This is a genomic window from Aeromicrobium sp. SORGH_AS_0981, assembly GCF_031453195.1.
Lineage (GTDB): Bacteria > Actinomycetota > Actinomycetes > Propionibacteriales > Nocardioidaceae > Aeromicrobium.
This window is the reverse complement of sequence record NZ_JAVIZD010000001.1, coordinates 3,521,723-3,542,063: the sequence shown is the minus strand read 5'-3', so window position 1 is coordinate 3,542,063 and position 20,341 is coordinate 3,521,723. Positions and strand designations below refer to the sequence as shown.

The 20,341-nt window shown below is 68.7% G+C and carries 21 protein-coding genes, 1 other RNA gene and 1 pseudogene; 12 read left to right on the top strand and 11 right to left on the bottom strand.

Annotated elements, in window-relative coordinates; all coding sequences use genetic code 11:
- Positions 1 to 4: 4 nt before the first annotated feature.
- Entirely contained in the window at positions 5 to 988 is a 984-nt protein-coding gene (locus QE370_RS17495; protein ID WP_309635139.1) for a hypothetical protein, read from the bottom strand.
- A 1,003-nt stretch (positions 989 to 1,991) separates the two neighbouring features.
- Here QE370_RS17495 and QE370_RS17490 point away from each other — a divergent pair.
- A complete protein-coding gene (locus QE370_RS17490; RefSeq protein WP_309635138.1) occupies positions 1,992 to 2,591 on the top strand; it encodes a hypothetical protein in 600 nt (199 codons plus the stop codon).
- Between the two features lie 164 nt (positions 2,592 to 2,755).
- On the opposite strand, the gene QE370_RS17485 is transcribed toward QE370_RS17490, so the two are convergent.
- The 4 genes from QE370_RS17485 to QE370_RS17470 all read right to left on the bottom strand — a co-directional run bounded on the left by QE370_RS17485 (position 2,756) and on the right by QE370_RS17470 (position 6,387).
- Positions 2,756 to 3,889 carry a hypothetical protein gene (locus QE370_RS17485; protein WP_309635137.1) on the bottom strand — a complete coding sequence of 378 codons (1,134 nt, stop codon included), beginning with the start codon at positions 3,887 to 3,889 and terminating at the stop codon, positions 2,756 to 2,758.
- Entirely contained in the window at positions 3,886 to 4,893 is a 1,008-nt protein-coding gene (locus tag QE370_RS17480; protein WP_309635136.1) for a hypothetical protein, read from the bottom strand. Before QE370_RS17480 ends, QE370_RS17485 begins: the two co-directional genes overlap by 4 nt.
- A 226-nt stretch (positions 4,894 to 5,119) precedes the next feature.
- On the bottom strand, positions 5,120 to 5,557 hold the full coding sequence (locus QE370_RS17475) for a hypothetical protein (RefSeq protein ID WP_309635135.1): 438 nt from the start codon (positions 5,555 to 5,557) through the stop codon (positions 5,120 to 5,122).
- A gap of 347 nt (positions 5,558 to 5,904) precedes the next feature.
- The gene (locus tag QE370_RS17470) at positions 5,905 to 6,387 is read right to left on the bottom strand and encodes a DUF4383 domain-containing protein (RefSeq protein ID WP_309635134.1); all 483 of its coding nucleotides are present in this window, start codon (positions 6,385 to 6,387) and stop codon (positions 5,905 to 5,907) included.
- A gap of 110 nt (positions 6,388 to 6,497) precedes the next feature.
- Here QE370_RS17470 and bla point away from each other — a divergent pair, with 110 nt between their 5' ends.
- Positions 6,498 to 7,427: a class A beta-lactamase gene (gene bla, locus QE370_RS17465; protein WP_309635133.1), complete on the top strand. Its 930-nt coding sequence runs from the start codon at positions 6,498 to 6,500 to the stop codon at positions 7,425 to 7,427.
- Positions 7,428 to 7,527: 100 nt separating this feature from the next.
- On the opposite strand, the gene QE370_RS17460 is transcribed toward bla, so the two are convergent.
- Together QE370_RS17460 and QE370_RS17455 are read right to left on the bottom strand one after the other, a co-directional pair.
- On the bottom strand, positions 7,528 to 8,043 hold the full coding sequence (locus QE370_RS17460; protein ID WP_253023508.1) for a hypothetical protein: 516 nt from the start codon (positions 8,041 to 8,043) through the stop codon (positions 7,528 to 7,530).
- A gap of 54 nt (positions 8,044 to 8,097) precedes the next feature.
- The gene (locus QE370_RS17455; protein WP_309635132.1) at positions 8,098 to 8,508 is read right to left on the bottom strand and encodes an HIT family protein; all 411 of its coding nucleotides are present in this window, start codon (positions 8,506 to 8,508) and stop codon (positions 8,098 to 8,100) included.
- 37 nt (positions 8,509 to 8,545) lie between these two features.
- On the opposite strand from QE370_RS17455, the gene prfB reads away from it, so the two are divergent.
- Entirely contained in the window at positions 8,546 to 9,661 is a 1,116-nt protein-coding gene (gene prfB, locus QE370_RS17450; RefSeq protein ID WP_309635131.1) for a peptide chain release factor 2, read from the top strand.
- 30 nt (positions 9,662 to 9,691) lie between these two features.
- On the opposite strand, the gene QE370_RS17445 is transcribed toward prfB, so the two are convergent.
- A complete protein-coding gene (locus QE370_RS17445; RefSeq protein ID WP_309635130.1) occupies positions 9,692 to 10,309 on the bottom strand; it encodes a DinB family protein in 618 nt (205 codons plus the stop codon).
- A 22-nt stretch (positions 10,310 to 10,331) separates the two neighbouring features.
- On the bottom strand, positions 10,332 to 10,862 hold the full coding sequence (locus QE370_RS17440; RefSeq protein ID WP_253023512.1) for a hypothetical protein: 531 nt from the start codon (positions 10,860 to 10,862) through the stop codon (positions 10,332 to 10,334).
- 67 nt (positions 10,863 to 10,929) lie between these two features.
- Here QE370_RS17440 and ftsE point away from each other — a divergent pair, with 67 nt between their 5' ends.
- From ftsE to ssrA, 9 genes and pseudogenes are all read left to right on the top strand, one after another.
- Positions 10,930 to 11,619: a cell division ATP-binding protein FtsE gene (gene ftsE / locus QE370_RS17435; RefSeq protein ID WP_067855594.1), complete on the top strand. Its 690-nt coding sequence runs from the start codon at positions 10,930 to 10,932 to the stop codon at positions 11,617 to 11,619.
- 9 nt (positions 11,620 to 11,628) lie between these two features.
- The gene (gene ftsX / locus QE370_RS17430; protein WP_067855597.1) at positions 11,629 to 12,543 is read left to right on the top strand and encodes a permease-like cell division protein FtsX; all 915 of its coding nucleotides are present in this window, start codon (positions 11,629 to 11,631) and stop codon (positions 12,541 to 12,543) included.
- Positions 12,544 to 12,698: 155 nt separating this feature from the next.
- Positions 12,699 to 13,973: a M23 family metallopeptidase gene (locus QE370_RS17425; RefSeq protein WP_309635129.1), complete on the top strand. Its 1,275-nt coding sequence runs from the start codon at positions 12,699 to 12,701 to the stop codon at positions 13,971 to 13,973.
- 55 nt (positions 13,974 to 14,028) lie between these two features.
- On the top strand, positions 14,029 to 14,505 hold the full coding sequence (smpB, locus tag QE370_RS17420) for an SsrA-binding protein SmpB (RefSeq protein WP_253023514.1): 477 nt from the start codon (positions 14,029 to 14,031) through the stop codon (positions 14,503 to 14,505).
- Positions 14,506 to 15,411, top strand: a complete 906-nt coding sequence (locus QE370_RS17415; protein WP_309635128.1) for an amidohydrolase family protein — start codon at positions 14,506 to 14,508, stop codon at positions 15,409 to 15,411.
- Complete coding sequence (locus QE370_RS17410) at positions 15,408 to 16,784, top strand: DHA2 family efflux MFS transporter permease subunit (protein ID WP_309635127.1); 1,377 nt, start codon at positions 15,408 to 15,410, stop codon at positions 16,782 to 16,784. Before QE370_RS17415 ends, QE370_RS17410 begins: the two co-directional genes overlap by 4 nt.
- A gap of 57 nt (positions 16,785 to 16,841) precedes the next feature.
- Positions 16,842 to 17,507, top strand: a pseudogene (locus QE370_RS17405) (endonuclease I family protein); the annotation flags it as partial.
- Between the two features lie 88 nt (positions 17,508 to 17,595).
- On the top strand, positions 17,596 to 17,673 hold the full coding sequence (locus QE370_RS17400) for a hypothetical protein (protein WP_309635278.1): 78 nt from the start codon (positions 17,596 to 17,598) through the stop codon (positions 17,671 to 17,673).
- Between the two features lie 196 nt (positions 17,674 to 17,869).
- Positions 17,870 to 18,240: a transfer-messenger RNA gene (ssrA, locus tag QE370_RS17395) on the top strand.
- 660 nt (positions 18,241 to 18,900) lie between these two features.
- Here ssrA and QE370_RS17390 read toward each other — a convergent pair.
- On the bottom strand, positions 18,901 to 19,407 hold the full coding sequence (locus tag QE370_RS17390) for a hypothetical protein (protein WP_309635126.1): 507 nt from the start codon (positions 19,405 to 19,407) through the stop codon (positions 18,901 to 18,903).
- 1 nt (position 19,408) lies between these two features.
- A complete protein-coding gene (locus QE370_RS17385) occupies positions 19,409 to 19,936 on the bottom strand; it encodes a hypothetical protein (RefSeq protein ID WP_309635125.1) in 528 nt (175 codons plus the stop codon).
- Positions 19,937 to 20,341: the final 405 nt, after the last annotated feature.

The window sequence follows — 20,341 nt, the reverse complement described above, 5'->3', positions numbered from 1 at the left end:
GACGTCAGGCGCTCGCGTCCGGCTTCTGAGTCGTCTGCGCCGCCTTCAGAGCCTTCGTCAATTCGTCCACGATCTGGGAGAGGTCCTGACTGCTGACAGCCTCGTTGTGCCGGCCAGCATCACGACTCGTGAACCGCGACAACACGTTCTTCACGAAAACTGTCTCGCCGACGGCGTTGCGTGCTGCCGTTCGGTCATCATCCGACGCACCGGCGTAGTACGGCTCGATCGCGAGCATGGCCGTCGCGACTTCCTCTGCCGTGTCGGATTCTGCATAGTGTCGACGCGATTCGGCGGCGAAATAGCCACCAACCGCGATGACCGCGATGATCGCTGCACCCCGAAGTAGGCCATCCCCAACAGTCAGATCGAAGTCCTGCTTCACTGCACGGTCCACGATGTAGTAGGCGAGGGCGAGTCCCGCAAAACCGAAAACAATGGCGAGCAGGCGCAGGCCGAAACCGTTTCGCCGTTCCCTCGTTGCCCGCGATGCCCAATCTACTGCTGTCAGGTTCCCAGCTGCATGCTCAGTCAGGCGCTGCCCCACTTGAGCAGCGGCGGTGAGCAATGAAACCTGGGCTTCCATGCGCTCGTTGAAGCCCGCATCCTTCTCGTCACGATCCTTCCTCCAACTCAGAAGCATCGCTTGGAAGCTCTTGTTGACGGTTTCCTCCGTAGCGGACGCGACCTCCTCGATCTGCTCTCGGGCGGCAGACACAGCCTGCTCTTGCTGAGAGATGGTTCGGCCGTGCGCCTCCAGGCTGGCCTCCTGCTCTGCCAACTGCTGGCGCAGCGTCGCAACCTCCTCTTTAAGGGTCGTGATCTCCTTCTCGCGGAGACGAACAGCAGCATCAATCTGCTCGACATACGCGGCGGGCATGTTCTTGGCGGGCGGACCCGGGAGCGACCGTACGTAGGCCGCCAACTGCCCCTCGTAGCTGTTCATAAAGTTGCTGAACGCGTACTCGTCGGTCTGGATGTTGTTCACGACGTCTCGAAGCTCATCGAGGACCTTCGGGTAAAGGTGTGGCTGCGCTGTATTGGACCGTGATCGAAGTGCGGACCGAAGAATCTTGATAGTTCGAAGACGAGACTGCTCAAGCTGAGAACTGCCGAATCGCGTAGTAGACAAGGCGTCTGACTTCAGTTTCAGCACCTCCCAAACTTGGTGCTGTCTATAAGACTCCACGTCCGCACTCGCCATGTTTGTAAGCGTAGGCGTGAGATCTGACGGATCGTCCTAGAACCGCCGCAGTGGCCCCGCCGAGGCAACTCAACTTCGACGGGGCCAGCGGCTGAGACAAGCCTCAGGGCTCTGGCGAGGGCGAGGTCAGCTGTCCGTCTTCTGCCAGAAGCGTACGGATGACGGCGGCGACGATCGGGTTCTCGACCAACGCCGAGGAGGTCCGGTCAAGCACCTTCTTGAGTCTGCGACGCCTGTCGGCGAGGTGCCCGCCAAACACGTCGTACTCGATCAGGACGTGGAGCGTCTGGCCGCCCGTGTTGCCGTGCGTCGGCCGGATGCCGCCGCCGCGTGCTCGTACATGTCGTGCAGCTACTTGGCCGGAGAGGGGGCTCCGCCCTGCCCGTGGGCGTCGTGGACGGGACGGTCACGGTGCGCCTGGAGCGCTTGTCCTCGCTTCCTCTCACGCCACCCGGTTGGCCGGCCCGCACGCGGGTCTCGGCGGAGGCGTCGTCGCAGCTGCGGGAGCCCGCCGAGTGAGGAATAGGAGCGGTCCCACGTTCAGGTGCTGAGACTCCGGTGCGGACGGCTGACAAGCTCTGTCGGCCACCGAAGGATGGCCGCTTCCTTCGTTAGTGTGGACGCCGTGAAGACCTGGGACGCGGCGCGAGTGCGGCGGATCGTCATAGGCACGTGCATCATCGGCCTTGTTGTCGCCGTAGCGCAGAGAGACGTGTTGATAGCAGGAGTGTGCGCAGCAGGCGCAATGGCGATGTGGTTCATGTCCCCGACGACCCGGGCCTGACCCGTGTCGAAGCTCCGCCGGGTGGTCGAGCGCCGGCGCCTCGCTCTCGTCGCCACCCTGATGCTGTTGCTCGCAGGAGGATTTCTCGCCCAGCAGTCGATGGATCGACGGTGGCCGTTCTCCCTTCCCGAGGGTCCAGTGGGAACAGTCGCAGAACACGGCTACCAGGTGAACGTCCAGGTCGGAGAGAGCTTCACGGACTCCATGGAGACGCTGCGGTTGCCCGGCAACGACGTCGGGAGGGTGATCTCCGTGACGCCCGTGTACGAGACGGAGGGGTTGGAGACGGTCGGCGTGTGGGCGGCGGGAAAGGATCGTTCTGCGACAGCCGCGATCAACCAGGTCTACGACGAGGCGCCGCCGCGTGACCCTGATTTGGGAACGATCACGCAGGTGTCAGGCCGGACGTTCTCCTCGATCGACCGCGCACCGGGCCAGCTCCAGCTCCTGCTGGCGACGAAGGCGACGAAGAAAGGTGTGTTCCTCCGAACTGGCTACGAGGTCGAGTACGAGTACGGCGGGAACCGCTATAAGGACTTCGTGAACGCACAGATCCGCGTCTGTGCGGACGTCACGTGCCCGGAGGGATGGAGCGGAGAGTAGTCAGCGCTTGCTGCGTGGAGGGCGTGGCCGGGCGACCAGTCTCAGACTGATCGCCCGGCCACCGCGCTCCTCCTGCCGAGGTCGAACACGAAGGTCGACGCACGTCCCTTGTCCAGGGTCATCCGGCCCTCTCGACATCGGCACCTCGGGTCTCTGGGTCGTGCTCACCGGTCCATGTCCACGAGCGTCACCAGCCGCATCGCGTCCGGGCTGGACGTCTGCTTGACGTAGATGAAGCTGCTTCCGCTCAGACGACTCGAGCCGGTGTCGTTGCTGCCGGGGAGGGAGAAGAGCTTCCCGCGCCGCAGGTCGAGGAGGTAGGCGCGGTCGCCGGTGGAGAAGCTGACCCAGTCGTCGGTGCCGTTGAGGTACCCCACCGTGTTCCTGCCAAGGTCGACGGTGGAGCGACCGTGCTCGGTCGACTCGACCGTCAGACGGCGGCGACCGTCGGCCGTCGTGCAGGCCACCCGGACCCCCCTCGCGGCGAAGGCGCCGCAGTCGGCGCGCATCCCAGAGTCCGTGACCTCTCCGGAGGTCCCACGGTCCGGGTCCCAGGGCACGAGCTCGCTGTCGACGAGGACGTCGAGCTCACGTCCCGCGGCCCAGGCGCCGGTCGCCTTCGGCGCGACCTTCTCGAGCTTGCCTCCTGTCAACGGCACGCGGTAGGCGGATGTCTGGACGACGTTCTGCTGGTCGTCCACGCGATCGACCGCGACGACGTAGACGTCGTCGCCCACGACTTGCGGCCGGATGGCGTTCGGAGACGGCCAGGGCGGGTCCGTGATGCCGAGCTGCTGGTAGGACGCGAGCTCCTTCTCCTCTCCCGTCGCGAGGTCGAGCGCATACATCCGCCACGGCATGGCGTCGTAGTTCGGCTGCGTGGTCTCGACCCACACCACGGTCTCGCCGGCGACGGTGACGTCGACGATGTAGCGCGGGGAGCCCGGCTTCCCATGGCGGGCAAGCTCGGTGACGTCGCGGGTCTTCGGGTCGACGGAGACCAGGGCGCCGCCCCGCGGGTCGTCCTCGGAGGGTTGGCCAGACTCCGACGTGCCGGAGAGCGACATGATCAGGCGCCCGTCGGCGCGGTCGAAGTAGACGGCCTGCTGTCCCTCCAGGACCGTCGGGATGCGTGACTGCACGGTGTAGTCGTCGCCCTCCCTGAACGACGGCGGCGTGGGGGAGAGCGCGAACTGACGCTGGGGCTCCGGCTCCTGCGTCGTCGTGCAGGAGGCCGTGCCGAGGACGACCGCCGCCATCACCGAGGCGATGGCGGCGGTCCTGCGCGCTGAGGTCACAGGACGACGCCCCATGGCTGGGTGAAGATGCGCATGCTCGTGTTCCTCATGGCGTTGGTCTTCCTCGGGGCGCTCGACTGTCCCGTGTTGGTCCAACGGCCCGCGACCGGGTCCGCGTAGGCGAGTCGGTCGCCCGAGCCGGAGTAGCCGTAGCCCATGATCAGGTGGTCGATCGTGAAGGTCGTGTAGTGGTAGTTGTAGTGCGGGTTGCCGGCCCCGGCCAGCTCCCGCGTCCCGTACACGACGGCGCGGTTGTAGACGCCGATCGAGTTGACGACACCGCTCTTGATGGACGCCGCCGACGGGCTCGAGACGAGGCGGGACGCGAAGCCCGCCCACCTCTTGAGCGTGAGCGGGATGCGCGACATGCTCGTGCCGCTCGAGGTCGTCGCGAGGTAGCGAGACGCTGCCAGCGTCGTCTGCGAGATGGTGTCGGAGGAGTTGTAGCGGCTCCGCTCGCAGGCGCTGCACGACGCGCGGATGGCCATCGCGACGGACGCGGGCCCGCAGTAGTAGGAGGTGCGTTGGGTGGAGTGGCGCACGGGCAGTGCCTTCTGCGTCGCCGCCATGACCTGGGCGTCGGAGTCGGACGTGGTCGACGCGTCGGTGGAGAAGTCGGGCGCGGGCTCGACCTCCGAGTACGGCCGTCCGGCGACGCGCTCGACCTCCGCGCGTGCCGCTGCGATCCGCTCGTCGAGCGACGGCTCACCGTCGGCTTGCGCGGTCGCGGCGCCGGCTCCACCGGCGAGGTACTTCTCGGCGTAGAGCGCGTGCAGCGCGTCGAGGGCGTCGTTGAGCGGCTTCTCGGCCTGCACCGACGGCAGGTCCCCGAGCGACTCGTACCCGCCAGGCAACGCGATGCCCCGTCCCTCCGGCGTGGCCGGCTCGTCGGCCGCGGATGCCGGCGCCGCCGCGAGCAGCGCGGCGATCGTGACGGCAGACAGGACGGCGAGGCCGAGACCGGTGGTGGTGCGTTGCCTGCGGCGGCGTCGCGAACTGAACATGATGTGTCCCCCCTGGGAGCGTCGACGGTGTGTGCGTCGATCAACCCATGGGAGGAGTTGCGGGAAGAAGCGTTCGAACGATCTTCTGAAGACGGCTTGACATCCGGCCGCAGAGGTGCCAAGTCAGGGGCGCTCCGGTGGCCTGCCTCGAGCAGTCCGGACGGTCGAGCGCCCTGTGCCCTCGGCTCGGTACGGGCGAGACGAAACTGGAGCCCGCTCCCGCAGGTTACTGTCGCGCGACCTTCACACAGGCGGTCCACGACGACGTGGCGACGGCGACGTCGCTGGCACCCGACCGTGAGACGGAGACGCTCACGTCGATGTCTTTCCTTTGTCCAAGGAGCTCCCGTGGACTCGGTTCCCTTACTTCGAAACCCTCGACCCGGAGCACCTCTTCGGCCGAGTCGACCACACCCTCGACCGACGCCTCGGCGACGGTGAAGCTTCGCTCGACCAGAAAGCTTTCTTCTGCGTCCGATCCCTTGCACGCGACAGAATGAGCGGCGCGCGAGATCGGCCGAGATCCCGGAAGGGCTGCTGCCAGTCGCTTCGACAGCGCGACGTCTACGGCCTGCGCCTCAGCGCTGAGGCGATCGAACTCGCGTTGGCTCACTGGTTCCGAGGCGCAGGCGGACAGAAGGACGACGAGCAGCACGACGTTCACGTGAGGTCGTCGCAACGTGGCTGGTCGGCTCGCCATCCATCACCCTCCAACGCTTCGCTGAGGTCGGTTCGATCACGGGGTTCAGCTGGATCTGCCGAGCACCGTAGAGGGAAGCTAGCTGGGGGAGTAGTGGCGTCGCGCGATTCCTGGCTGCGGCCATACGGGCGGACGAGAACCGAGCCACGAGCCGGTAGGTCCCCGTCTCCGTCGGAGCACTTCGTCGTGCGCGCCGGTGGATGTCCGACGAGGCAGAGGCACGGAGAAATGCGCTGAGTCCCACCTCGCCTTACCGCGACGCGAACGCGCCGCGTGGAGGAGGGTGGTCGAGAGCCGGATGCCCACGGGCCTCAGCGCGTGTACTGCCCCTTCCGCTGCAACGCCGAGCCGACGGCGAAGCCGATGAGCAGCATCGCGATCGCGAGGACGGCGTGCAGCCAGGTGTCGGCGGTGTCGACCGGCACGACGTTGGAGTCGGAGCCGTGGTCGATCACGAGCCCGTAGATCGTGAGGGCGGCGTAGACGATGCCGCTGCCCACCAGGTAGGCGGGAGCGAGGCGAGGGCGGAGGGCCGCCGCGAGGCCGAGCAGGCCGAACAGCAGGTGCACGACGTTGTGCAGCACCGACACCTGGAACACGCCGAACAGCTCCGCGCCGCTGTGGTGGCCGCTGCCGCTCAGCTGGTCCAGGTGGGTCGTGAGACCCGGCACGAAGCCCAGGACGCCGGCGGCGAGGAACAGCGCGCCGAACAGGGACGCGGCTCCGCGTGCGAGGACCTCAGGGTCCTCGTCGGGGCGGGGGCCGGTGCTGGAGAGGTGCTGACCTTCGGGCACGGTGACGTCCTCTCCAGGAAGGACCCGGCCACGCGACCGGGTCCGGGGGTGCGTACCCGAAACGACGGCCTCGACACGTCGATGTGGACGGGGATGGTCGAATAGGGGCCATGCGTCGCCTGCTGCTGCCCGTGGTCGCCACCGCCCTGCTGCTCGCCGGGTGCACCGGCGGAGGGAGCAGCGCCGACCCCGGCGCCACCTCCACGCCCACCGCGTCGCCCACCTTCTCGGCCGACTTCGCCGACCTGGAGCAGGAGTACGACGCGCGGCTCGGCGTCTACGCCATCGACACCGGCACCGGCCAGGTCGTGGAGCACCGGGCGGGGGAGCGGTTCGCGTACGCGTCGACGATCAAGGCGATCGCGGTCGGCGCGCTGCTGCACGAGAAGCCCCGGTCGGTGCTCGACCAGACCGTGCAAATCAGCGAGGACGACCTCGTCGACTTCTCCCCGCAGGTCGAGAAGGCGCTCGAGGCCGGGCAGACCGAGCTCACCGTCCGCGAGGTCGCCGACGCGGCCGTCCGGTTTAGCGACAACACCGCCGGCAACCTGCTGTTCGACCTGCTCGGCGGTCCTGAGGAGCTGCAAGGAGTACTCCGCGAGATCGGCGACCGGACGACGAAGGTGTCGCGCATCGAGCCGGACCTCAACGAGGCCACGCCCGGCGACGACCGTGACACCACCACGCCCCAGGCGCTCGCCACCGACCTGCGCCGGCTCACGCTCCCGCCGGCCGACGGCGAGAAGGCCGTCAACGACGGCTACGCGCGCGCCTTCCTGACCGACCTCATGGTGCGCAACACCACCGGAGACGACCTCATCCGCGCCGGCGTCCCCGACACGTGGGAGGTCGCCGACAAGACCGGGGCCGCCAAGTACGGCACCCGCAACGACATCGCGATCCTGCGTCGCGCGGAGGGCGCGCCCATCGTCATCGCCATCATGTCGTCCAAGGACGACCAGGACGCCGAGGCCGACGACGACCTCGTCGCCGACGCCACGCGCGTCGCCGTCGCCGGGTTCGGCGTCTCGAACGACTGAGCTCGGCGACCGGGCCCCGGCGACCGACAGACGCAGACGCGACGACGCCCACCCCGACCTCGGGGTGGGCGTCGTGGGTCGTGGACGGGTCGGTGCGACGTCAGCAGCCGCCGCAGGTGAAGAAGGTGACGTCCCAGTGGCTGCCTTCCTTCGCGTACTCGTTGCCCGACGCGGAGCGGTACAGCTGCGCGCCGTCGCTGCGCGTGCCGACGTACGTGAACGTGTTCGTCACGTACGACGTCAGGCAGGTCGACAGGCTGAAGTCGAGCTTGTAGCCGTTGTAGTGCGAGTACGTCCCCGACGCGTGGCCGACCTCGGTGCCGCCCGTGATGTTCAGTGCGCAGCCGCTGGCCGACTTGAGCGTGCGCGCACCGTCGACGCTGGTCTGGCGCAGGCCCTCGAACGACGTGCACGACGGGTTGCTGCGCGTGGTGCAGCCTCCCGACGACGACCACGTGATGCCGGCGGCGCGGAAGGCCGACTCGGCCTGCGCCTGGGTCACGGCCGACGCGGACGACGCGACGCCCACCACGCTGCCGAGCCCGAGCAGGGCGCCGGTCAGGAGGACGACGAGCCGTCGCAGGACAGGTGCTTTCTGGTTCCCCGATGTGTTCATGGCTCCCATGCCAACCCGAGTCGGCACGGTGACGCAAGCCCCCGGCGGTGACGATCAGTCGACGAGCGCGTGACGCAGGCGGTCGCGGTACTCCCGCGCCTCGCCGTCGGCGTAGCGGGTGCGCGGCCAGAAGAAGCCGCGCAGGCCGTCGCCCTTCGTGCGCGGCACGACGTGCACGTGCAGGTGCGGCACGCTCTGGGAGACCACGTTGTTCATCGCCACGAACGTGCCCTGCGCGCCCAGCTCGCTCGACATCGCCGCGGCAGCGCGCCGGGCCGCCGCGAACAGCGGCACGGTCATCGGCTCCGGCAGGTCGAGCAGCGTGTCCACGTGCTCGCGCGGGACGAGCAGCGTGTGCCCCCTGAACACGGGCCGCACGTCGAGGAAGCCGAGCACGTGCTCGTCCTCCAGCACCACCTCGGCCGGCTCGTCGCCGGCGACGATCTTGCAGAACAGGCACGCCACGGTCTCGATCCCACCACAGGGCCGGTAACCTCGACAGGTGGCCACCGACTTCCCCGAGCAGATCAAGGAGCTCGGCGCGACCCTGACCTCCATCGAGAAGGTGCTCGACCTCGACGCGATGCAGCGCGAGATCGACGAGCTCCAGGAGCAGGTCGGCGCGCCGGACCTCTGGGACGACCAGGCGAACGCGCAGCGCGTCACCGGGCGTCTGTCGACGCTGCAGGCGCAGCTCGAGCGCATCACGGGTCTGCGCGGCCGGCTCGAGGACCTCGAGGTCCTCGTCGAGCTCGCGCAGGAGGAGGGCGACGCCGACTCCCTGGCCGAGGCGGAGTCCGAGCTGGTCAAGCTGCACCAGGCCGTCGAGTCGCTCGAGGTCCGCACGCTGCTGTCGGGTGAGTACGACGAGCGCGAGGCCCTGGTGACCATCCGCTCCGGCGCCGGCGGCGTCGACGCGGCCGACTTCGCCATGATGCTGCAGCGCATGTACACGCGCTGGGCCGAGCGCCACGGCTACCCGGTGGAGGTCTACGACACCTCCTACGCCGAGGAGGCCGGCATCAAGTCGACGACGTTCGCGGTCAAGGCCCCCTACGCCTACGGCACGCTGTCGGTCGAGTCGGGCACCCACCGGCTCGTGCGCATCTCGCCGTTCGACAACCAGGGCCGGCGCCAGACGTCGTTCGCGGCGATCGAGGTCGTGCCCGTGCTGGAGCAGACCGACGAGATCGACGTGCCCGACGAGGAGATCCGCGTCGACGTGTACCGCTCGTCGGGTCCCGGCGGCCAGAGCGTCAACACGACCGACTCGGCCGTGCGCCTGACGCACGTCCCGACGGGCGTCGTGGTCAGCTGCCAGAACGAGAAGAGCCAGCTGCAGAACAAGGCCAGCGCCATGGTGATCCTCAAGGCCAAGCTGCTCGCTCTCAAGAAGGCCGAGGAGCGCGCCCACCTCGACTCGCTGCGCGGCGACGTGCAGGCCACGTGGGGCGACCAGATGCGCAACTACGTGCTCAACCCGTACCAGATGGTCAAGGACCTGCGCACCGAGCACGAGACGGGCCAGACCCAGGCCGTGCTCGACGGCGAGATCGACGACTTCATCGAGGCCGGCATCCGCTGGCGTCGCGGCCAGGAGGCCGAGGCCAGCGCCTGACCCTCCCCCGCGGGCCGGCCCCGGCCCCGGTCAGGTGGCGTCGTGCCGGGCCGCGGCGTCGTGCGCGACGGCGTCGACCCGGGCCACGTGGTCCTGCCAGGTGACGTCGTCGGGCAGGTTCGTGGCGTCGGGTCGCAGCCCGGCGAGCCCGTCCAGGCGCTCGCGGAGCACGTCGGCGTGCCCGGCGTGCCGGTGCGCCTCGGCGATCATGTGCACCAGCACCCTCCGCAGCGTCACCGCGTCGCGCGAAGCGGTCCACCACGGCACGACCCCGGTCGCGTCCAGGTCGAGCGCGTCGATCGTCGCGTCGGCGTGCGCCCACGCGCGGTCCACGTAGCCGAGCGCCTCCTCGAGGCTGACCTCGGCCGGCACCACGAAGTCGGCGTGGGGGTCGGCGTCGACGTCGGGCGTCGGCTCGGGGAACGGCCGGTCGAACACCACCCCGAAGTACTCGCACGCGCAGACGGCGGTGTGGTGCACCAGGCCCAGGAGACTCAGGCCGGTCGGCGTGAGGCTGCGGCGCGCGTCGAGCTCGCCCAGACCCTCCACCTTCCAGCGCAGCGCGTCACGCGCCGTGTACAGGTAGTCGCGCAGGAGGTCCTTCTCGGGCACGGCGCCGTCGACATCGGGGCTCTCGGGGTCGGCCATGACTCGACCCTGCCACCGCGCGTCAGTCGGGTCGAGCCCTGCTGCGACGTCGGTTCAGGCCGGGCACCTTCTCGAGCATGCCCGCGAGGTCGGTGGCGGTGTCGAGGAGCGCGTGGATGTCGGGTCCGACGTTCTTCATGTCCTCCAGGATCGGGACGATGTCGGTCTCGAGCTTCTCCACGAGCATCGGCAGGTGGTCGATGAGGCCCACCAGCGCCTCGATCTCGTCGGGCGACGTGGTCTCGGAGATGCGCTGCAGCGTCGGGGCCAGCCGCTCGATCGACGGAGCGAGGTCGTCGAGGATGGGCCCGAACGTGTCGACCATCGCCTGGGCCCGCTCGAGCGTGGGCTCGACGCTGGCCACCGTGCCCGCCGTGCGCACGACGACGGCGTCCGCCGCCTTGCGCGTGGCGTCGATGTCGTCGACCAACCGGTGCGCCCGGCGCACCAGGTCCTCGGCCGAGTCGAGCAGCCCCACGGCCCGTGGCAGCAGCGAGGCGACCGCCTCGACCAGGTCCGGCAGACGACGCGGGTCGGGCAGGCGGGGGAGCATGTCGTCACGCTACCGAGCGCGGGCGAGTCTGCACGGGGACGTGGACCCGCGTGCCTAGACTCGTCGGGTGATTCGCTTCGACAAGGTCACCAAGACCTACCCGGGCCAGAAGCGTCCTGCGCTGGACGCCGTCGACCTGGAGATCGAGAAGGGGGAGTTCGTCTTCCTCGTCGGATCCTCGGGGTCGGGCAAGTCGACGTTCCTGCGTCTCGTCCTGCGCGAGGCGCGGCCGACGTCGGGACGCGTGCACGTGGCCGGCAAGGAGATCAACAAGCTCTCGTCCTGGAAGGTGCCGAAGCTGCGCCGCCAGGTGGGCACGGTCTTCCAGGACTTCCGCCTCCTGCCCAACAAGACCGTCCACGAGAACGTCGCGTTCGCGCTGCAGGTCATCGGCCGCTCGCGCTCCGAGATCGACCAGCTGGTGCCTGAGACGCTCGAGATGGTCGGGCTGGAGGGCAAGGGCCACCGCATGCCCGACGAGCTGTCCGGCGGCGAGCAGCAGCGCGTCGCCATCGCCCGCGCGTTCGTCAACCGGCCGATGATCCTCATCGCCGACGAGCCCACCGGCAACCTCGACCCCACCACCAGCGTCGGCATCATGAAGCTGCTCGACCGCATCAACCGCACCGACACCACCGTCGTCATGGCCACCCACGACTCCTCGATCGTCGACCAGATGCGCAAGCGCGTCATCGAGCTCGACGAGGGGCGCGTCGTGCGCGACGAGGCCCGCGGCATCTACGGCTACCAGTCCTGAGGCGATCCTGTGCGCACCATCCTGAGCGAGCTCCGCGCGAGCCTGTCCCGCAACACGTCCATGACCATCTCGTTGGTCGTCACCATGACCGTCTCGCTGCTGCTGGCGGCGCTGGGCCTGCTGCTGCAGAGCCAGGCCGACCGCACCGAGCAGTTCTACGGCGACCGGCTGCAGGTGCAGGTCAACCTGTGCACCGACAACTCCACGGCGCCCACGTGCGTCGGGGGTGCCGCGACCAAGGACCAGACCGCAGCCGTCCGCGAGGCGCTGTCGACCAACCCCGAGGTCAAGTCCTACGACGTCCGCAGCCCGCAGGAGAACTACGACAAGGCACGTGAGCTGCTGGGCCAGACCGACTCCGGCAAGGCCCAGCTCGACACCGTCGAGCCGTCGGACTTCCCCGAGTCCTACTTCGTCACGCTGAAGGACCCGCAGCAGTTCGACGGTCTCGTCAGCCAGGTCTCGGGCATGGACGGCGTCGGCAACGTGCAGTCGCTGAAGAAGCTGCTCGGGCCCCTGTTCGAGATCCTCGACAAGATGCGCTGGGCCGCGCTGGCCACGTCGCTGCTGCTCATCGTCGCGGCGATCCTCCAGGTGTCGAACACCATCCGCATGACGGCCTACGCCCGACGTCGCGAGATCGGCATCATGCGGCTCGTCGGCGCCTCCAGCTGGCACATCCAGCTGCCGTTCGTGCTCGAGTCGCTGCTCGCCGCGCTGGTGTCGGCTGCGCTCGCCGCAGGAGGCCTGGCGGCGTTCATGTCGTTCGTCGTCTACGGCTACCTGCGCACCCAGCTGGGTGAGCTGACCACCTGGATCCGATGGCAGGAGGCGGCCGCCGTCATGGGCTACACGACCGTGCTCGCCATGCTCCTGGCGCTCGTCCCGACACTCGTGATGACCCGCAAGTACCTTGACGTGTGACCGTGATGGCTTAGAGTCACACCAGTAACATCTGCACCACCCGCCTCGCGGCGGGTCACCTCGCAGTTCTCCTTCCCCAAGGCCGAGGTCCCATGTCCCACCGCACGTCGTCCCGTCCGCATCGAACCGCCACGCGTCGTCACGCGGGTCGGGGCGTGCTCGCGCTCCTCGCGACGTGCGCGCTCGTGGTCGGGCTGACCAACCCGGTGCTGGCCGACAAGAAGGACGACCTCCAGCGTCAGCGGCAGGGCGTCAACGGCAAGATCGACGGCGCGCAGAAGTCGCTCGACTCCTCCAGCGCCGCGTACGCGAAGGCCGCGAAGGCGCTCGACGCCGCGCAGGCCAAGCTCTCGTCGGCGCGGGTGACGCTCGGCAAGACCCGTGGCCAGCTGGCCGTGTCGCAGGCCGAGGATGCCCGCATGCAGGCCGAGCTCGACCGCAGCCAGGCCGCCCTCGACAAGGCCGTCGCCGACCTGAAGAAGGGGGAGCGGCGGCTCAAGGCGTCCGAGGACGAGGTGAAGGCGTTCACCGTCCAGACCGTGCAGGAGGGCGACCGCGGGATGAAGGCGTTCGGCGAGCTGCTCGGCGGCGAGAGCCCGTCGACGTTCACCGACCGGATGAGCCTCAACGCCTCCGTCGGCGACGCGCAGGTCTCGCGCATGCAGAAGCTCGCGGCCGCCAAGGTCATCCTGCGCCTCAACCGCGACAAGGTCGAGAAGCTGCGCGACCAGGTCGCCGTGGCCCGCCAGGCCGCCGCCGCCAACCTCCAGAAGATGACCGAGCTCGAGGCTGCCGCCGAGGCGCAGACCGCCGAGGTCGGCAAGCTCGTCGACGCCCGCGCCGACGCGAGCGGGAAGGCCCGCGCCGCGAAGGTCGAGGACGAGCGTCTGCTCGCCGCCTACGAGGCCGAGCGGAACCGTCTCAACAACGAGCTCGCCGAGCTCGCCCGTCGCGAGCTCGAGCGGCAGCGCGCCCGCGAGCGCGCCGGACGCGGGGGCAGCGGCAACAACGGCGGACTCTCCGGCGGCGACGACAACGGTGCGCTGTCCTACCCCGTCAACGGCCCGATCACGTCGCCCTACGGCATGCGCGTGCACCCCGTCACCGGCGTGTACAAGCTGCACGACGGCACCGACTTCGGCGTCGGCTGCGGCACCCCGATCCGCGCCGCCGCGAGCGGCACGATCATCCAGCAGTACTACAACGCCGGCTACGGCAACCGCGTCATCCTCGCCAACGGCATCAAGCGCGGCCAGAGCATCGTGACGACGTACAACCACCTCTCCGGGTTCGCCCGCAGCGCCGGCGCCCGGGTCTCGCGCGGCGAGGTGATCGGCTACGTCGGCAGCACGGGCTACTCCACCGGCTGCCACCTGCACTTCATGGTCATCGCCAACGGCGTCACCGTGAACCCCATGGGCTGGCTCTGACCAGCCCGCCGTGACCGGCCCGGGGCCGTGTGGCCCGACGCACTAGGATGGGTCGGTGGCCAAGGAGACCGGGCGCAAGCTCATCGCGCAGAACAAGAAGGCGCGCCACGACTACCACATCGAGGACACCTACGAGGCCGGCCTGGTCCTCACGGGTACCGAGGTGAAGTCGTTGCGTGCCGGTCGGGCGTCCCTGGTCGACGGCTTCGGCGAGATCGCGAACGGCGAGGCCTGGCTGATCCAGGTGCACATCCCCGAGTACAGCCAGGGCACGTGGACCAACCACGAGACGCGGCGACGTCGCAAGATGCTGCTGAACCGTCAGGAGATCGACAAGATCGAGCAGCGCATCCAGGCCAAGGGCCTGACGATCGTGCCGCTCTCGCTGTACTTCAAGGACGGTCGCGCGAAGGTCGAGATCGCGCTCGCCCGCGGCAAGAAGCAGTACGACAAGCGGCACGCCATCGCCGAGCGTCAGGCCAAGGCCGACGCGCAGCGTGAGCTGGGCCGCAAGATCAAGGGCATGCGCTAGATGACCTCGGCGGACGCCGACCGTCGCGGGCTGGCCGACGCCGACCTGCCGACGCTCGCGGCGTCCCTCGACCTCCCCGGACTGTTCGACGTGCACGTGCACTTCATGCACCCGAAGGTGCTGGCGAAGGTCTGGGCGTACTTCGACGCCGCCGGGCCGCTCCTGGGCAGGCCCTGGCCGATCACGTACCGCGGCAGCGACGAGGAGCGGGTCGCGCATCTGCGCGACATGGGCGTGCGGCACTTCTCGGCGCTCTCGTACGCGCACCGCCCCGGCGTCGCGACGTTCATGAACGACTGGACGCTCGACCTCGCGCAGCGCGTGCCCGAGGCGCTGCGGTCGGCCACGTTCTACCCCGAGCCGGAGGCCGCCTCCTACGTCCCGGCCCTCGTCGAGTCCGGGGTCGAGGTGTTCAAGGCCCACCTGCAGGTGGGCGACTTCGCCGCCGACGACCCGCTGCTCGACCCGGTGTGGGGCACGCTCGCCGAGAGCGGGACCCCCGTCGTGCTGCACGCAGGGTCCGGGCCGGCGCCCGGCGCGCACACCGGTCCGGACGGCGTCGCGCGGGTGCTCGAGCGCTTCCCGGGGCTGCGGATCGTGGTGGCCCACCTCGGGATGCCGGAGTACGAGGCGTTCCTCGACCTCGCCGACCGCTTCGCCGAGGTCCGCCTCGACACCACGATGGTGCTCGTCGACTTCTGGGAGGGCTCTCGCGAGCTCGCGACGGTGCTGCGCCCGCGGCTGGCCGACCTCGGCGACCGCGTGCTGTTCGGCACCGACTACCCGAACATCCCCTACGCCTACGCGCACCAGGTGGAGGTGCTGCAGCGCCTCGACCTCGGCGACGACTGGCTGCGCCGGGTGCTGTGGCACAACGGCGCAGCCCTGTTCGGGCGGGAGGCGTGAGGCTCGACTCGGCGGCGGGCCGCTGGCTCGTGGCCGCGATGGTGCTGGGCACGGGCATGGCGTTCCTCGACGGCTCGATCGTCACCCTGGCGCTGCCGGCGGTCGACGACGACCTGCAGGCCGGGGTCGCCGGGCTGCAGTGGACCGTCAACGCCTACACGCTTGCGCTCGCCTCGCTCATCCTCGTGGGCGGGTCGTTGGGCGACCGTTACGGCCGACGTCGGGTGTTCGTGGTCGGTGTCGTCTGGTTCGGTGCCGCGTCGGTGCTCTGCGCGGTGGCTCCGACCATCGAGGTGCTGGTGGCGGCCCGGGGGCTGCAGGGCGTCGGGGGAGCACTGCTCACGCCGGGGAGCCTGGCGATCATCTCGGCGTCGATCCGTCCGGAGGACCGGGGTCGGGCGATCGGGCTGTGGTCGGGCCTGGCGGGCGTCACGACCGCGCTGGGTCCGCTCGTCGGCGGCACGCTCGTCGACGCGGTCGGCTGGCGCTCGGTGTTCTGGATCAACGTGCCGCTCTCCGTGGCGGTGGTGTGGGTGACGCTGCGGCACGTGCCGGAGTCGCGGGGCGCGCAGACCCGGCTCGACGTCGAGGGTGCCGCGCTCACCGTGGGCACGCTCGCGTTCCTCACCTACGGGCTGGTCGAGCAGACGTGGTGGTCGGCGCTCGTCGGCGTGGTGCTGCTCGTGGCGTTCGTCGTGCACCAGGCGCGCTCGCCGCACGCGCTCGTCCCGCTGTCGCTGTTCGCCGACCGGGTCTTCACGGCCGCCAACCTCTGCACGTTCGCGATCTACGCGGCCTTGAGCGGCACGATGTTCCTGCTCGTGCTGCAGCTGCAGTACGTGGCCGGCTACACGCCGCTCGAGGCGGGCCTCGCGACGCTGCCACTTACTGTGCTCATGCTGCTGCTGTCGTCGCGCGCGGGTGCGCTCGGGCAGCGGATCGGGCCGCGGATCCCGATGACGGTGGGGCCGCTCGTGTCGGCGGCCGGGCTGCTGCTGCTCCTGCGGGTCGGTGCCGACGCGAGCTTCTGGGTCGACGTGCTGCCGGGCGCGACGCTGCTGGGTCTGGGCATCACGCTCCTGGTGGCGCCGCTGACGACCGCCGTCCTCGCAGCGGCACCCGACGAGCAGGCCGGGATCGCGTCGGGCATCAACAACGCGGTCTCCCGCACGGCCGGCCTGCTCGCGGTGGCAGCGATCCCGCCGCTGGCGGGCATCGCCGGCGCCGACTTCGCGTCTCCGGACGTGTTCGGCCCGGGCTTCCGGACGGGGACGTTGATGTGCGTCGGGCTGCTGGTCGTCGCGTCGGTGTGTGCGGCGGCCCTCGTGCACGGACGCTCGGCCGACCCGGAGCGCGCGCCGACCACGACGTGACGCCCTGTGTGACCATCCGGTGAACTCCGGCGCGCCCTCTGGCGCGTCGTGTCGTCGATGGTGTGGGGTGTGCCCATGAACCGACTCGGGGGAGCCGGACGGGGGTGCGCGGCCACGAGCCGGCGCACGTCCCGGTACACCGGCCTGACCATCATCCTCACGCTCGTCCTGACCGTGGTGCCGCGTGCCGCGGACGCCGCACCGCGGGACGGCTACTACGACAGCGCCCAGGGGCTCAGCGGGGAGGCGTTGAAGAACGAGCTGCACGACATCATCTCGGTGCAGCGGACGATCTCCTACTCCGCGGTCTGGGAGGCGCTCAAGGTGACCGACCAGGACCCGAACAACAGCAGCAACGTGCGGCTGTTCTACTCGCAGGTCTCGCGCGCGAAGTCCGCGAACGGCGGCAACACCGGGCAGTGGAACCGCGAGCACGTGTGGCCGCAGTCGCACGGCGACTTCGGCACCTCCGCCGGCCCGGGCACCGACCTGCACCACCTGCGGCCGGAGGACGTGCAGGTCAACGGCACGCGTGGCAACAAGGACTTCGACGCCGGCGGGTCGACGGTGAGCAACTGCTCGTCGTGCCTGACCGACGGCGACTCCTTCGAGCCGCCGAACGCCGTGAAGGGCGACGTCGCGCGGATGGTCATGTACATGGCGGTGCGCTACGAGGGCGGCGACGGCTTCGCCGACCTGGAGGCCAACAACCAGGTCAACGGCAGCACGCCGTACCTGGGGAAGATCTCGGTGCTGCTGCAGTGGCACGCGCAGGACCCCGCCGTCGTCGGCGGAGCAGCGGCGCAACGACATCATCGACTCCCAGTATCAAGGCAACCGCAACCCGTTCATCGACCACCCGGAGTGGGCGCAGTCGGTGTTCGGCTGACCGTCCCGCCCTCCATCGGTGGCTGGGCAACCTCAGCGCCGGTGGGACGGCGTGTCGGTGGCTGGGCATCCTGAGCAGCGCTGCTGCGGGTGCCTGGCCACCGACCTCGGGCGTCGGGAATCTTCGACGGGGGCCTGGGGTTGTACAGTGGTGAGACGCCGTGCCCGCGAGGGTGGGCGTGGTTGACAACTCAAGAGGGGCTGATCGGTTTCGACTTTGGTCGTTCGACTCAGGAGAAGCGGGTAGAGAACGCGACGTCATCTCTTTAACGTTCGTCGCAACCCATAAGTGCCGATTCCAAGCGCACTGACTTCGCCCTCGCTGCCTGACAGCGACTGGTGAAGGGCAGACCCGGGAGCGTCCCCGTCCCGGATCGTCTGTCTCATCTAGGGGACTTGCTGGCCGCGTAGCGTCACGTGACGCGGTCGGGACTTTTTCGTGACTGAGCCTGTCGGTGACGTGTTCGTCCGAGCACCGGGGCTGAGAAAAGCGATCTGACGCACTGCACCCGGAGAAGTCCTGACTCAGCGCCAGAGGACCCGGGTTCGATTCCCGGCAGCTCCACCAGAAGGTGAGTCTTCGAACCCCCGGCCATTTTTTGGCCGGGGGTTTCGTCGTCTTCTGGGGCATGGACCGTAGGACGGGCGAGGATCTCGGCGACAGGGTCGTTGGTGCTCCGGAAGGCCTTCTGAGCGTCGCGGAGAAGTTCGAGGGCTGGGGTGCCCTTTTCGTCGGTGAGGGTCGCGGCGTCGTTGACATAAACGGCGTCGAGCAAGGCCTGGTTGATCCGTTGGCGTGCATCGTCGGTCGCCCAACGGTAGGGGTCCTGGAGGTTGGTCATGGACTGGATGAGGCTGGTGAGCGTGGCCAGCCCGGAGTCGAGCTCAGACCGTGTGCTCACAAGTCGTTCTGAGACGGTGGCTCTGCGGCGAGTGATGGTGTTGAGGCGCTCACGGAACTTCTCGCGGGGGAAGTCGCCTTCGCTGAGGGCTGGACGGGGCTGGCGGAGCGCAGAGCTCGGGCGCCGGATCGAACCACCCGCGGATCGAATGCGTCAGTGAATCGATCATTGCGGCCACACCGGACTGCGGGAGGTCAGTCGTCACGGGCAGGTGCGAGACCGTGTTGCAGCGGCTCTCGTCGACGAGCTGTATGGAGGAGTTGCTCTCGCCCTCCGCACGTCGTCGCGAAGGGCGAGGGTAAAGCGCCGCTGCGCTAACGGTGAGGTCACTCTGTGTCGGTCGGGAGGCCGATCGTGTCGGGGTCAAAATCGCCCGGAAGGATCTCTTCGCGCTCAGGGAGTTGCAGAGCCTGTCCGGGGGCGTTGTAGTAAGGGACTTCCAACTGCTGGGCGTTGTATGGGTTGCGGAAGGCGTTGAGGTCGCCCATACAGACCATCAGGTCCGGGGCTTGGGCGGCCAGCACTGCTTGGGAGTAGACGCCGCCGTGGGCGTTGCCGTCCATGATCACGGGCGCGAGTGCTGTGTCGATCCGTGTGACACCGTTGCCCACCCAGTCCTGGAACGCGGTCACGTAGCGCTGGTTGTAGTGCGGGAAGTACGGCTGCAGAAAGTTCCACATGTTGCTCAGTGTGTTTTGGTACGCGGTTGTCGTGGTGTTGATGGTCGCGATGGCAGCCGCGATCTGCGCGTTGGATGAACCGGGCGTTGCGATGACTTGGAGCGCGCGGTAGATGGTCAGCCCGAGGTTGTACAGGGCGATTGCTTGGGCCATTTCAGGGCTCCACCGTGATCGAATAAAACCCGGACGCGTCGGGGCTCGGGTGTCCGCTAGTGAGGGCGGAGGGGGTTGTTGTGACGGCGGCGCCGAGGTAGCCGAGCTCCCCAGGGAAGATCACCTGCATTGTGACTCCGTTTCCTGTGTCAGTGAGGAGGAACTGAGCCGGCGGCCCCGCTCCGAGCATCATCGCGTCCTGCACCGGTGCCGACCCGTCGTCTGCCATCACCGCGTTGCCGTCGGTCCACTCCAGTGACATCTTGGCCGTCCCGTCGCCTCCGGCCTCATACATCGTGACGATGAAGTCCGGATCGCCGCCCGTGCTTGGGTCAGCAATGATGAGCAGCTGGTCGGAAGTCGGGTAGACCGCCAGGACCGCAAGCGTCGGATTGCTGGTAATCACAAAATTCACCGTGTCACCCACGTTGATCTCGGGGATCCCGACGGATGCAGTAACCATGGATCGACCTTCCACGTCGACGAAGTAGGAAAGCGGTACCAGTGCGAACCAGATCTGGCCCGTCACCTAGACGTAGGCCGAAAGGACGACCGACGCCAGCGTGACACGTTGCCTCGCACCTGTACGCGTTTTGTGACCATTGAGCTGGTACACCGACACCGCCAGATGTCTTCTCGCCGGTCTCGGCCCCGCTGCCCCAGCTCCGGAGGATCGATTGCCGAACCGACAGGGACATACTGAGTAATTAGGTTCTTCGGCTGGAATCGTCGATCGGCACGAGGACGTCGCGTCGCTGCGACTCAACGACTGAGACAGCTGGCACCTGTCGGTGCAGCAGTCCCGTGCGGGGTCCTCGTCGTCTGTGCGGGGCCCTCGTTCATGGGTGAATCGGGCACCGTGAATCGAGTGGGCCCCGCCCTGTGCCGCGGAGCGGCCGTCGGATGGATCCCGGCAGCCTCACCTGAAAATTTC

Excerpts from the sequence above, each read along its gene's own strand:
- QE370_RS17460 (WP_253023508.1), bottom strand. The coding sequence starts at position 8,043 with ATGAACACATCGGGGAACCAGAAAGCACCTGTCCTGCGACGGCTCGTC.
- bla (WP_309635133.1), top strand. The coding sequence starts at position 6,498 with ATGCGTCGCCTGCTGCTGCCCGTGGTCGCCACCGCCCTGCTGCTCGCC.
- QE370_RS17445 (WP_309635130.1), bottom strand. The coding sequence starts at position 10,309 with ATGGCCGACCCCGAGAGCCCCGATGTCGACGGCGCCGTGCCCGAGAAG.
- QE370_RS17390 (WP_309635126.1), bottom strand. The coding sequence starts at position 19,407 with ATGGCCCAAGCAATCGCCCTGTACAACCTCGGGCTGACCATCTACCGC.
- QE370_RS17480 (WP_309635136.1), bottom strand. The coding sequence starts at position 4,893 with ATGTTCAGTTCGCGACGCCGCCGCAGGCAACGCACCACCACCGGTCTC.
- QE370_RS17415 (WP_309635128.1), top strand. The coding sequence starts at position 14,506 with ATGACCTCGGCGGACGCCGACCGTCGCGGGCTGGCCGACGCCGACCTG.
- QE370_RS17440 (WP_253023512.1), bottom strand. The coding sequence starts at position 10,862 with ATGCTCCCCCGCCTGCCCGACCCGCGTCGTCTGCCGGACCTGGTCGAG.